This is a genomic window from Phenylobacterium sp. FG114, from assembly GCF_057809855.1.
In genome coordinates this window covers 248,860-260,132 of sequence record NZ_JBMDKU010000008.1, presented here as the reverse complement: position 1 = coordinate 260,132, position 11,273 = coordinate 248,860, and the positions used below count along the sequence as shown (strand labels likewise).

General features: G+C 68.5%; 10 protein-coding genes. 5 read left to right on the top strand and 5 right to left on the bottom strand.

Annotation, left to right across the window (positions count from 1 at the left end):
• From ACODSY_RS15960 to ACODSY_RS15950, 3 genes are all read right to left on the bottom strand, one after another.
• Nucleotides 1–1,249 (bottom strand): sulfatase-like hydrolase/transferase (locus ACODSY_RS15960; protein WP_488952755.1); only part of this gene is annotated, 1,249 nt, incomplete at its 3' end.
• A gap of 105 nt (nucleotides 1,250–1,354) precedes the next feature.
• Nucleotides 1,355–1,963, bottom strand: coding sequence for a TetR/AcrR family transcriptional regulator (locus tag ACODSY_RS15955; protein ID WP_488952754.1), 609 nt, complete (start codon nucleotides 1,961–1,963; stop codon nucleotides 1,355–1,357).
• A 103-nt stretch (nucleotides 1,964–2,066) separates the two neighbouring features.
• Nucleotides 2,067–3,218, bottom strand: coding sequence for an NAD(P)/FAD-dependent oxidoreductase (locus ACODSY_RS15950; RefSeq protein ID WP_488952753.1), 1,152 nt, complete (start codon nucleotides 3,216–3,218; stop codon nucleotides 2,067–2,069).
• Nucleotides 3,219–3,280: 62 nt separating this feature from the next.
• Here ACODSY_RS15950 and ACODSY_RS15945 point away from each other — a divergent pair, with 62 nt between their 5' ends.
• The 3 genes from ACODSY_RS15945 to ACODSY_RS15935 all read left to right on the top strand — a co-directional run bounded on the left by ACODSY_RS15945 (nucleotide 3,281) and on the right by ACODSY_RS15935 (nucleotide 8,064).
• Entirely contained in the window at nucleotides 3,281–5,062 is a 1,782-nt protein-coding gene (locus tag ACODSY_RS15945; RefSeq protein WP_488952752.1) for an SLC13 family permease, read from the top strand.
• Between the two features lie 223 nt (nucleotides 5,063–5,285).
• Nucleotides 5,286–7,145: a ribonucleoside-diphosphate reductase subunit alpha gene (locus ACODSY_RS15940; RefSeq protein ID WP_488952751.1), complete on the top strand. Its 1,860-nt coding sequence runs from the start codon at nucleotides 5,286–5,288 to the stop codon at nucleotides 7,143–7,145.
• A 166-nt stretch (nucleotides 7,146–7,311) separates the two neighbouring features.
• A complete protein-coding gene (locus ACODSY_RS15935) occupies nucleotides 7,312–8,064 on the top strand; it encodes a lipid A-modifier LpxR family protein (RefSeq protein ID WP_488952750.1) in 753 nt (250 codons plus the stop codon).
• 2 nt (nucleotides 8,065–8,066) lie between these two features.
• On the opposite strand, the gene ACODSY_RS15930 is transcribed toward ACODSY_RS15935, so the two are convergent.
• The gene (locus ACODSY_RS15930; RefSeq protein WP_488952749.1) at nucleotides 8,067–8,732 is read right to left on the bottom strand and encodes a glutathione S-transferase family protein; all 666 of its coding nucleotides are present in this window, start codon (nucleotides 8,730–8,732) and stop codon (nucleotides 8,067–8,069) included.
• A gap of 129 nt (nucleotides 8,733–8,861) precedes the next feature.
• On the opposite strand from ACODSY_RS15930, the gene ACODSY_RS15925 reads away from it, so the two are divergent.
• On the top strand, nucleotides 8,862–9,905 hold the full coding sequence (locus ACODSY_RS15925) for a ribonucleotide-diphosphate reductase subunit beta (protein ID WP_488952748.1): 1,044 nt from the start codon (nucleotides 8,862–8,864) through the stop codon (nucleotides 9,903–9,905).
• 20 nt (nucleotides 9,906–9,925) lie between these two features.
• Nucleotides 9,926–10,615: a nucleotide-binding protein gene (locus ACODSY_RS15920; protein ID WP_488952747.1), complete on the top strand. Its 690-nt coding sequence runs from the start codon at nucleotides 9,926–9,928 to the stop codon at nucleotides 10,613–10,615.
• 21 nt (nucleotides 10,616–10,636) lie between these two features.
• Here ACODSY_RS15920 and ACODSY_RS15915 read toward each other — a convergent pair whose 3' ends face one another.
• A complete protein-coding gene (locus ACODSY_RS15915; RefSeq protein ID WP_488952746.1) occupies nucleotides 10,637–11,260 on the bottom strand; it encodes a TetR/AcrR family transcriptional regulator in 624 nt (207 codons plus the stop codon).
• Nucleotides 11,261–11,273 lie beyond the last annotated feature (13 nt).

Sequence of the window (11,273 nt, the reverse complement as noted above, 5' to 3'; positions counted from 1 at the left end):
CCCCCCCCCCCCCCCCCCCCCCCCCCCCCCCCCCCCCCCCGCCGAGGTAGGGCCAGAGCTTGTAGCGCCGGAAGGGCGTCACCCCGGCCATGGCCCACGGCCGGGGATATTCCGCCTGGGTCTTGCCCGTACCCAGTTCGGCGAGCCGCGCGCGCTGTTGGGCCGGCGGCAGGGTGTTGGGCCGGTAGAGGCCGTCGAAGACGCCCGTCTGGCCGGCCTCCGAGGCGGCGCCGTTGTCTGACATCACCACGACCAGCGTGTCCTCGCTGAGGCCCGCCTGATCCAGGTGGTCGAACAGGCGACCGAGCTGGGCGTCGGCGTGCTCGATGAAGCCGGCGTAGACCTCCATGAAGCGCGCGAAGACCGCGCGCTCGTCGTCCGAGAGTTCGGACCAGGTCCGGTCGCCCTCGTTGCGGGCCGGCAGCACCGCATCCGCCGGCAGGATGCCCAGCTGCTTCAGTCGGGCGAACCGGTCCTCGCGGATGCCATCCCAGCCCCTGTCGTACACGCCCCTGTAGCGGTCGGAATAGGCCACCGGGACCTGGATCGGAGCATGCGCCACGCCAAGGCCGATGTGCAGGAAGAACGGCTGGTCCGCGGCCTTGGCCCGATGCTCCCGGACCAGGCCGATGGAGCGATCGACGAGGTCGGCGGACAGGTGGTAGTCGGCCGGCAGTTCCGGGTGGATGTAGCCGTCGTTCTCCACCAGGTCGGGCTTGTACTGGTCGGTCCAGCCGCGGGCGAAGCCGTAGAAGTAGTCGAAGCCGCGTTGCCGCGGCCAGTTCTCGCGCGACGCGCCTTCGCCGAGCTGGTCCAGCGGGATCAGGTGCCACTTCCCGATCAGCCAGGTGGCGTATCCCGCGGCCTTAAGCGCCTGGGCGGTGGTCTGGGCATTGGCGGGCATGTGGAAGGCGCCCGGCGGATAGAACTGCGCATTCGGGCCCATCGCCACGTCCGGCACATCGGTCATGTTGACGGTGTGGCTGTTGCGGCCGGTCAGCAGGGACGCGCGCGTCGGAGCGCACACGGCCTTGGTGTCGAACTGGGTGTAGCGCAGGCCACGGGCCGCGAGGCGGTCGATGTTGGGCGTGCGGATCTCGCCGCCGAAGCACCCCAGGTCCGAGAAGCCCACATCATCCAGGACGATCGTGATGATGTTCGGCCGGCGGCGCGGCGCGGCGCGCGCCAGGCCGGTCAGCGACGTCGACGCCAGCAGCGACAGCAATAGACTACGGCGATCCAACGTCACGCCACCCTCCGCGAAGCCCGACGCCGGCTTGGCCCGGCGCCATCGCGCGGACTGTCGGGTCCCCTCGTTATTATGTCAACTTTTCCGTATCGTAATTAGCAAGCCTCAAGCCGGGCCCGCGCGATCGGCGGGCGTCAGCAGCACCTGGATCAGCTGTCGCAGATCGTCTTCCGCCAGCGGCCATTCCAGGGACTGGATGTTGCGGATCACGCCGTTCAGGACGTCCAGGATCATGTTCGCCGACATCGCGGGCGGCGTGGAGAGACGACCCAGCGCCTGTTCCACGGCCGCGGTGTTCTTGCCCCGACGCCGAAGCGCGCCTGATTGCACCAGGTTGTGGAATTCGGCGCGGACGCGGAACTCGGCTTGGATTGCCATCGACACAGGACCCAGCTTCGGGTGGCCGTAGAGCTGCATCAGCTTGCGGGCGAAGGCTTCCAGGTCGCCCGGCGCATCGCCGGTGTCGCGGAATTCCGCCTCGCTCCAGATCTCGAGATAGGCCTCCACGACGCAGGCGGTGGGGTTCTCCCAACGGCGATAGAAGGTGGCCTTGGGAATTCCGGCCTCGGCGCAGACCCGTTCGAGAGTCAGGCCCGAGAACCCATGCGTCGCCAGGACCCCCAGCGCGGCGTCCTTGATGCGCTGCTGGAGCGCGGCGTCGCGCGGCCGCCCTCGGCCTCGCCGCTGCGGCTCGCCGGCCGTCGCATCGGTCACGCTCGATCCTTCCCAGACGTCCGAGGCGCCGCCTCGGGAGGCTTGTCATCCCTGTGCGGGCAGCATGGCACGGCGCGCGGAATTTGGTGACCCCCGAAGCCGGTCAGACCAAACGCTCCGGTGACAGATCGGCCGCCGCGACCCCCTGGTCGCGCAGCCTTTTCGGGAACTCGCTCGCCGTGGCCAGGGCGGCCGCCGCCTCGCCCAGCGCCGGCGCGGTCTGGATGCCGTAGCCGCCCTGGCCGACGAGCCAGAAGAAGGCCGGCTCACGCGGATCGAGCCCGACGACCGGGATGCGGTCGGGCGTGAAGGTCCGCAGGCCGGCCCAGCGGTGGGCGACGCGGCGCACCTGCTCGGTGGTGGCGTCCTCGAAAGCCTGGACCGCATAGGCGATGTCGAGCTCGTCGGCGGAGGCGTCGCAGGGATCGCTGGGCGTTTCGTCGACCGGCGACAGCAACAGGCCGCCGGCGTCCGGCTTGAAGTAGAAGCGGTCCTCGACGTCGATGACGAACGGCCAGTCGGCCAGGCCGTCGCGCTGGGCGGGATCGATCCGCACCGCGGTGCGTCGCAGGGGCGCGAGCCCCAGGTCGCCCAGGCCGGCCAGCCGGCCGATCGCGCCGGCCCAGGCGCCGGCGGCGTTGATCAGCATCGGCGCCTCGAAGGTCCCCGCGGCCGTTGTCACCCTCCAGCCGCTGGCGGTGCGGTCCAGGCCGACGACGCGGGCGCCGGTGACGAGCTCGGCGCCGCGAGCCTTGGCCAGGCGCAGGAAGCCCTGCAGCAGGCTATCGACATCGATGTCGGCGGATCCTTCGTTCAGGGCGGCGCGCCAATCGATCTCCGGCCGCAGGATCGGGCAGAGCCGGCGCGCCTCGGCGGCATCCACCGGGCGCAGCGCCGCGCCGTGTTCCCGAAGCATGGCGTCGAGCACCGCCGCGCCGTCCGGTCCGGCGATCTGCAGGTCAGGACGGGGCCGGACGAGCGGGTGCTCGGCGAAGCCCGCGGGCGGGTTCCAGAAGAAGTCTCTGGCCGCCCGGGTGACGGCGCAAACGGTGGGATGGCCATAGGTGTCGATATAGCTCGCCGCCGAGCGGCCTGTGGCGTGGTAGCCGGCGTGGGACTCGGCCTCGAGGATCGTTACGCGGCCGTGCTGCGCCAGGAACGCGGCGGCGGATGCGCCGGCCATGCCCGCGCCGATGACGATGAAGCGGCTCTCCATCCGGCCCTTCTGCGACGCCCCGTCGGTTTCGTCCACCATCGCCCGCGCAGCCGAAAGGCTCCGCTTGCGTTCTGATCGCAGAGATTAAGTCGAGGGACTTCATGACTCTGCAGCAGGCCCTGGCCTTCGGGCTGGTGGGCGCGACCATCGGCGCCTTCATTTGGGGGCGATGGCGCTACGATGTGATCGCCGTGCTGGCGCTGCTGGTCGGCGTTACGCTCAACCTCGTGCCCGCCAAGGCGGCCTTCGATGGCTTCAAGAACGACATCACCGTCATCATCGCCTGCGCCCTGATCGTCAGCGCGGCTTTCGCCAAGTCCGGGGTGGTGGAACTGGTGCTGCGGCCGGTGCTGCCACACCTGAAGACCCCGGCGTCGCAGGTGCTGCTCTTCGCCGGCGCGGTGACCGTGCTGTCGATGGTGACGAAGAACGTCGGCGCGCTGGCGATCATGATGCCCATCGCGCTCTCCGTGGCCAAGCGGACCGGGACCCCGCCGTCGCGCCTGCTGATGCCCATGTCGTTCGGGGCCCTGCTGGGCGGGACGGTGACGATGGTTGGGACGTCGCCCAACATCATCGTCTCGCAGGTGCGGGAGGAGATCCTGGGCCGGCCGTTCGAGATGTACGACTACGCCCCCGTCGGCCTTGGCGTCACCGCGGTCGGGCTGGCGTTCCTGGCGTTCGGCTACCGCCTGCTGCCGATTTCGCGGCCGACACCCGAGGCGATCGACGCGGCGCTGGCCGCCAACCCGTATGTGACAGAGGTGGAGGTGCCGGGCCACTGGGATCCCGGCCGCACGACGGTGGCCAAACTGGGCCGGCTGGCGAACGGCGAGGTCTCGGTCATGGCCCTGCTGCGCGATGGTCAGCGCCAGACCGCGCCGCATCCGAACACGCGGGTGCGGCCCGGAGACGTCCTGCTGCTGGAGGGTGACCACCAGGCGCTCGACGACCTGATCGCGCGTCTCAAGCTGCGGCTGACGCGCGCCGACCGCCCGATCGCCATGGACGAGCCCACCGAGGAGGTGCGGATCGTCGAGGCGGTGGTCGGTCCCGATTCCCTGATGATCGGCCGCTCGGCCCGCCAGGAGGACCTGCACGGCACGCATGGGGTGAACCTCCTGGCGGTCAGCCGCAGCGGCTATCGCATCGCCAGCGCGCTTCGGACGCTGCGCCTGCGCGCAGGAGACATGGTGGTGTTGCAGGGCGCGGAGCGCGCGCTGCCGGGCGTGCTGCGGACCCTGGGACTGTTGCCGCTGGCCGAGCGCGAGGTCAGACTCGGCGGTATCCGTCACGCCCTGGCGCCGGCGGCGATCCTGGCCGCGGCCATGGTGCTGGTGGCGATCAAGGTGGCCCCGGTGGCGATCGCGTTCTTCGGGGCGGCGGCGCTGATGATCGCCATCGGAGCCATCCGCATGCGCGAGGCCTATGCCGCGTTGGATGGCCCGCTGTTGGTCCTGATCGCCTGCCTGATCCCGGTGTCCGACGCGATCCGCGCCACGGGCGGCGCCGACCTCATCGCCCACACCCTGGCCGACCTCTTCCGTGGCCAGCCGCCGATCCTGGCGCTGGGCGCGGTGATGGCCGTCGCCATGGCGGCGACGCCGTTCCTGAACAACGCCGCCACCGTGCTCATCGTGGCCCCCATCGGCGCCAGCCTGGCCAAGCTTCTGGGGCTGCAGCCCGATCCGTTCCTCATGGCGGTGGCGATGGGCGCGGCCTGCGATTTCCTCACGCCGATCGGCCATCAGTGCAACACGCTTGTCATGGCCCCGGGCGGCTATCGCTTCTCCGATTATCCGAGGCTGGGCGCGCCCCTGACGCTCATCGTCCTGGTGGTCGGAACGGCCCTGATCGCGCTCGTTTGGCCACTGACCCGGTAGGTGTTCACAGTGTCGTGAGTCCCCCCGCCGGTTAACATCTCCGCCCGAGACAGCCCCCCTGCGCGTTAACGTCTCATTAGCGAAAAACCTTGGGGACGAGCGGGCCGCCTCATTGACGATTCAACACGAGCAGTGCCCCATATGTGGGTTGGTTCGGGGGCTGGACCACAACATATAGGGCGGAGGGCCGGTGGGCCCTCCTTCGAGGGGCTTGGACAGGCAGATGAGTGAAGCGGCGCAAGTTGGGATTGCCGAGACTTCTGAACGGGTTGCATCGGCGCCGGCGCGCCCGCAGCTCCAGCTCGTCCGCAAGGTGGAGGTCGACCGGTCGCGCGACGCGCTGCTGACCGATTTCGGCAAGACCACGCTGGAGGATCGCTACCTCCTGCCGGGCGAGAGCTACCAGGACATGTTCGCCCGCGTCGCGACGGCTTACGCAGACGACGCCGACCATGCCCAGCGCATCTACGACTACATCTCGAAGCTGTGGTTCATGCCGGCGACCCCGGTGCTGTCGAACGGCGGCGCGGGCCGCGGCCTGCCGATCTCGTGCTTCCTGAACGCGGTGCCGGACAACCTCGAAGGCATCCAGGGCGTCTGGAACGAGAACGTCGCCCTGGCCTCGAACGGCGGCGGCATCGGCACCTACTGGGGCGGCGTCCGCTCGATCGGCGAGAAGGTGAAGGGCGCGGGCCAGACCAGCGGCATCATCCCCTTCATCCGCGTGATGGACAGCCTCACGCTGGCGATCAGCCAGGGCTCGCTGCGCCGGGGTTCGGCCGCGGTCTACCTCGACGTGCACCACCCGGAGATCGAGGAGTTCCTGGAGATCCGGAAGCCCTCGGGCGACTTCAACCGCAAGTCCCTGAACCTGCACCACGGCATCTCGATCACCGACGCGTTCATGGAGGCCGTCCGCGACGGAACCATGTTCGGCCTGCGGTCGCCCAAGACCGACGAGGTGATCCGCGAGGTGGACGCCCGTTCGCTGTGGCAGAAGATCCTGGAGATCCGCCTGCAGACCGGCGAGCCCTACCTGATCTTCTCCGACACGGTGAACCGCGCCATGCCGCAGCACCAGCGCGAGCTGGGCCTGTCGGTCCGCCAGTCGAACCTGTGCTCGGAGATCATGCTGCACACCGGTCGGGATCATCAGGGCCTTGAGCGGACCGCGGTCTGCTGCCTGAGTTCGGTCAACGCCGAGACCTTCCTGGAATGGCGCGACCACCCCACGTTCATCGAGGACGTCATGCGCTTCCTCGACAACGTGCTCGAGGACTTCATCGTCCGCGCGCCGCCCGAGATGAAGCACGCGGTCTATGCCGCCCGTAGGGAACGGTCCGTCGGCCTGGGCCTCATGGGCTTCCACTCGTTCCTGCAGGCGCAGAACGTCCCGTTCGAAAGCGCCATGGCCAAGAGCTGGAACATGCGGCTCTTCAAGACCCTGCGCCGCCAGTGCGACGCGGCCTCGCGCAAGCTGGCCGCCGAGCGCGGCCCGTGCCCGGATGCGGCGGAACGCGGCGTGATGGAGCGCTTCAGCCACAAGCTGGCCATCGCGCCCACCGCCTCGATCTCGATCATCTGCGGCGGCACCAGCGCCGGCATCGAGCCGATCCCGGCCAACATCTACACGCACAAGACCCTCTCCGGGACCTTCGCGGTGAAGAACCCCTACCTGGAGAAACTGCTCGACCAGAACGGCCGGAACACCGCCGAGATCTGGGACTCGATCCTGCAGAACGAAGGCTCGGTGCAGCACCTGGACTTCCTCAGCCAGGACGACAAGGACGTCTACAAGACGGCCTTCGAGATCGACCAGCGCTGGGTGGTCGAGCTCGCCGCAGACCGCACGCCCGACATCTGTCAGAGCCAGTCGGTGAACCTGTTCCTGCCCGGCGACGTGGATAAGTGGGACCTGCACATGCTTCACTGGCAAGCGTGGGCGCGGGGCTGCAAGTCGCTCTACTACCTGCGCTCCAAATCGGTGCAGCGCGCCAGCCACGCCGGCGGCGAGGCCTCGGCGGTGGTGGAGATCCAGGTCGAGGGCAAGACCGACTACGAGGAATGCCTCGCCTGCCAATAGGTTAGGCGTCCTCCTTGGGTAACCCTGTCACAATTCGCGTGCGACGCTTTAGCGCTTGCCGACGTCGGCAGGCCGACGAACTATGCGTCCGGGGACCATGCCGCACGGGGCGTGGATCGGGAGTGTTCGAATGCGTTGTGGGGCGCATTTGGCTTTCGCGTTGGGCATGGCGGCCGTCGCCGGCGGCGCCTCGGCCCAGTCTGTCGCGCCTGAACTGACCCAGAAACTGGCCATCCGCGCCGCGCTGAACGACGCGGCCTTCGCGCCCAGCAAGGCCGTGGCCGCGGACCTGTCCGACGCGGCCATTTCCTGGCAATCCAGCGAAGTGCGCCTTTCCCGCCGGGCCGCCGGTCCCGTGGATTCCGTGCGCATCAACATCGGCAGCGGCCAGCGCCTGCCGGGTCTGGCGCCCGAGAAGGACCGCTTCGACGTCACCCTGATCCGCAGCTGGCCCGGGGCCGTCAGTTTCGACGATGGGGCGCTGGCGTTCGATATCGCCCCGCACGCCGGCTTCGGCGTCTCGACCTTCGGCACCCAGGCCGAGGGCGGCGCCACGCTCACGGTCTCCAAGTCGCGCGGCGAGCGGGCGCTGGAACAGCTCCGCGACCTGGGCGTGAAGGACGGGACCAGCTTCGGCGATCGCGGCCGCTGGTACCTGTTCGCCGCGGCCAGCGGACGGGCGGTGGGCATGAACGTCCTGCGCGGCGAGAACGGATGGGACCGCGCGGGCTGGAGCACCGACACGTCCGGCGCGCTGGTTGGCGACGCCCAGGTCGGCGTGGGCTGGCGAAAGGGCGACGTGCAGTCCTCGTTCGGCGTCATCCACCGCGAGGTGAAGGGCCGCCACATGATCTTCGGCCAGCAGACGCGCGACGACACGGTCGCCGCCTTCACCTTCTCGCTGCGGCCGCAGCAGTAGGCTTACAGCCGGTCCCAGTTCTCGAAGAACGGATAGCGCTTCCGCCAAAAGGCCGCGAGCCGCGGATCCGCGTCGACGCGGCGGGCCACTTCGCCTAGGCGCGGCGCGGCGGCGTAGAAGCGCTGGCGACGGGGGCGAAAGCGGCTGACCACGCAGAGATAGAGGTCGAGCACCGAGATCTCGTCGCCCAACAGGTACCGGCCGGCCGGTTTCACCTGGGCCTCCATCATTCGCCAGCAGTCCTCGATGCGGTCCATGATGCGGGTGTCGACCTCGGCGTGCAGCGCGGCGTCGCGGACCAGGCGTGAGGGATCGTCCTTCAGCCAGTAGTGGGCGTAGATCGCCGAGGAGATGAAGGTCATCCAGCGCAGGAAGGCGCCGCGGCGGGGATCGCCGGCGCGCGGCGCCAGGCCGGCGTCCGGATGCTGTTCCGCCAGCCAGATCAGGATCGCGGCGCTCTCGGTCAGCGTCTCGCCGGTCGGCGTCACCAGCGCCGGCACCTGTCGCATGGGGTTGGCGGCCAGCACCTTGTCGCCCGACGGCTTGTCGTCGGGATCGAAGGTCAGGGCTTCCACCAGCTCATAAGGCGCGCCACTCAGCGTGAGGGCCGCCTCGACAGCGACGCCGCCCGAACCTTCAGCCGAATACAATATGTAGGGGGTCGCCATGCTTCATCCACAATTGGTAGAGAAAATATCCCCGGCGCGACGAAAGTTCCCGCTGCGCCGGCCGCCGATCAGGCTTACCTTTCCATTAACGGGATGCGCCTGCTCCTGATTCGTGCCGGGACTCGAAAGATGACCACGTCCAACATCCGCCAGCTGCCGGGCCTGCTCACGCCGTCCTACGCCTACAAGCCGTTCCGCTATCCGTGGGCCTACGACTTCTGGAAGAAGCAGCAGCAGGTCCACTGGATGCCCGAGGAGATCCCGCTGGGCGAGGACCTCAAGGACTGGGCGTCCAAGCTGAACGACAAGGAACGGAACCTGCTGACGCAGATCTTCCGCTTCTTCACCCAGTCGGATGTCGAGGTGAACGACAACTACATGGAGCGGTACAGCCGCGTCTTCAAACCGACCGAAGTGAAGATGATGCTGGCGGCGTTCTCCAACATGGAGACGATCCACATCGCCGCCTATGCGCTGCTGCTCGAGACGATCGGCATGCCCGACAGCGAGTTCACCGCCTTCCTCGACTACAAGGCGTTGCGCGACAAGCACGACTACATGCAGCAGTTCGGCGTCGAAACGGATGCGGATATCGCCAGGACGTTGGCGATGTTCGGCGGATTCACCGAGGGGCTGCAGCTCTTCGCCAGCTTCGCCATGCTGATGAACTTCCCGCGCCACAACAAGATGAAGGGCATGGGCCAGATCGTCAGCTGGAGCGTGCGCGACGAGAGCCTGCACTGCGAAGGCATCATCAAGCTGTACCATGCCTTCAACAAGGAGACCGGCTGCGTCACCAAGGCGGTCGCGGACGACATCGTCGATTGTTGCAAGACCGTCGTCGGTCTGGAGGACAAATTCATCGATCTGGCGTTCGAAGCTGGCGATGTGCAGGGCATGACGCCGGACGACATCAAGCAATACATCCGCTTCATCGCCGACTGGAGGCTGAAGCAACTGGGCTTGCCGCAGGTCTATAAGGTGAAGGACAATCCGCTGCCCTGGCTGCAGTCGATGCTGTCGGGCGTCGAGCACGCCAACTTCTTCGAGGCGCGGTCGACGGAATATTCCAAGGCCGCCACCAAGGGACAATGGCACGGCGACGCCGGCGTCTGGGCGGAGTTCGACCGGATGCAGACGCGCCGGGCGGAGAACCAGCTGCCGGCGGAGTAGCCGAAGAAGGGGAGGGGTCGGTGCCGAACATCGCGTTCATCAGCCCCAAGGGCGGGGCCGGCAAGACGACGGCCGCATTGCTGCTGGCGCTGGGCCTGGCCGAGCGTGGCAGCCGCGTGGCCTTGATCGATTCCGATCCCAACAAGCCGCTGGTGCGCTGGGCCGGCCTGCCGGGACGTCCCGAAGCGATCACCGTCCACGCCGCGCCGACCGTGCAGGACATCCGAGACGCCGCCCAGGAAGCCCGTCGCCGGGATCCCGAGTGGACGATCGTCGATACGGAAGGGTCCGTACGAGGCGCCATGGTCTTCGCGGCGCTGCGCTTCGACCTCGTGCTGACGCCGCTCAACGGCTCGCCCATGGACGCCGTGGAGGCGATCAAGGCGTCGGAACTCGTGGCCTCGTTCGGGCGCCGCGCGGGAAACAACCTGGCGCACCACTGCCTGCTGTCCCGGGTGCCGGCGGCATTGAAGCCTCGGTCGCTCGCGGCGGTGGTGGCGATGCTGAAGGATCGCGAGATCGAGATTCTGCCGACGCCGCTGATCGAGAAGGAGGCCTTCCGGGCCCTGTTCGAGACGGGCGGCGGCTTGCGGGCCCTGGAAGCCCACGGCGTCAGCGGCGTCGCGGCCGCGCGGCGCAATATCGAGGCCTATACCGAGGCGGTGGTCGACCTGGTCCGCCCTAGTGAGGGGCTGCGCCGCGCCGGATAAAAGCCCCCTGACCCCGCGAGACTACAGCAGATATCCCGTCACGAGCTGTGTCGCCTCGTCGAGGAGGGCTTCGGCGGCTTCGTCGGTCAGAAGTTCCGAGCGGTGCAGGACCGCCGTGTGGGTCAGCGCCTCGATGGAGGTCACGCAGACGAAGGCCGCGAGCTCCAGGTCTGCGGGGCGCAGCTCGCTCCGGTGCGCCTCGAGATAGGCGCGGAAGAGGTCGAACGTCTCGCGGTTGAAGGCCTCCACGTTCTCCAGCGGCCCCGTACGCGGCGTCTGTTCCGCCAGCACGCGATGCAGCGCGGGATCGAGGCGATGGGCCGTGATCGCCGCGGCGATGAGGCGGCGGACCGCCTGCTCGACCGGCTGCTCCGCCACCTCAGCCAGGGTGTCGCGGACGACCTGCATGAGCTCGCGGTTGTGGCGCTCGATGACCGCCGCCACGAGCGCCTCCTTGCAAGGGTAGTACTGGTACAGCGAGCCGACGCTGACCCCGGCCTTCTGGGCGATGCGGTTGGTGCTGGCCTGGTCGAAACCCACGCGCACCAGAATGCGAGCGGTCGCCTCGATCAGGGCGTCGACCGTCGCGCGGGACCGCTCCTGGGACGCGTGTTTTCTCGGGTTGGTGACGGGCCGTCGCGCCATCCTGGCTCCAATG

Coding starts and splice junctions, on each gene's coding strand:
- ACODSY_RS15950 (WP_488952753.1), bottom strand. CDS start 3,218: ATGGTGGACGAAACCGACGGGGCGTCGCAGAAGGGCCGGATGGAGAGC.
- ACODSY_RS15945 (WP_488952752.1), top strand. CDS start 3,281: ATGACTCTGCAGCAGGCCCTGGCCTTCGGGCTGGTGGGCGCGACCATC.
- ACODSY_RS15940 (WP_488952751.1), top strand. CDS start 5,286: ATGAGTGAAGCGGCGCAAGTTGGGATTGCCGAGACTTCTGAACGGGTT.
- ACODSY_RS15935 (WP_488952750.1), top strand. CDS start 7,312: ATGGCGGCCGTCGCCGGCGGCGCCTCGGCCCAGTCTGTCGCGCCTGAA.
- ACODSY_RS15930 (WP_488952749.1), bottom strand. CDS start 8,732: ATGGCGACCCCCTACATATTGTATTCGGCTGAAGGTTCGGGCGGCGTC.
- ACODSY_RS15925 (WP_488952748.1), top strand. CDS start 8,862: ATGACCACGTCCAACATCCGCCAGCTGCCGGGCCTGCTCACGCCGTCC.
- ACODSY_RS15915 (WP_488952746.1), bottom strand. CDS start 11,260: ATGGCGCGACGGCCCGTCACCAACCCGAGAAAACACGCGTCCCAGGAG.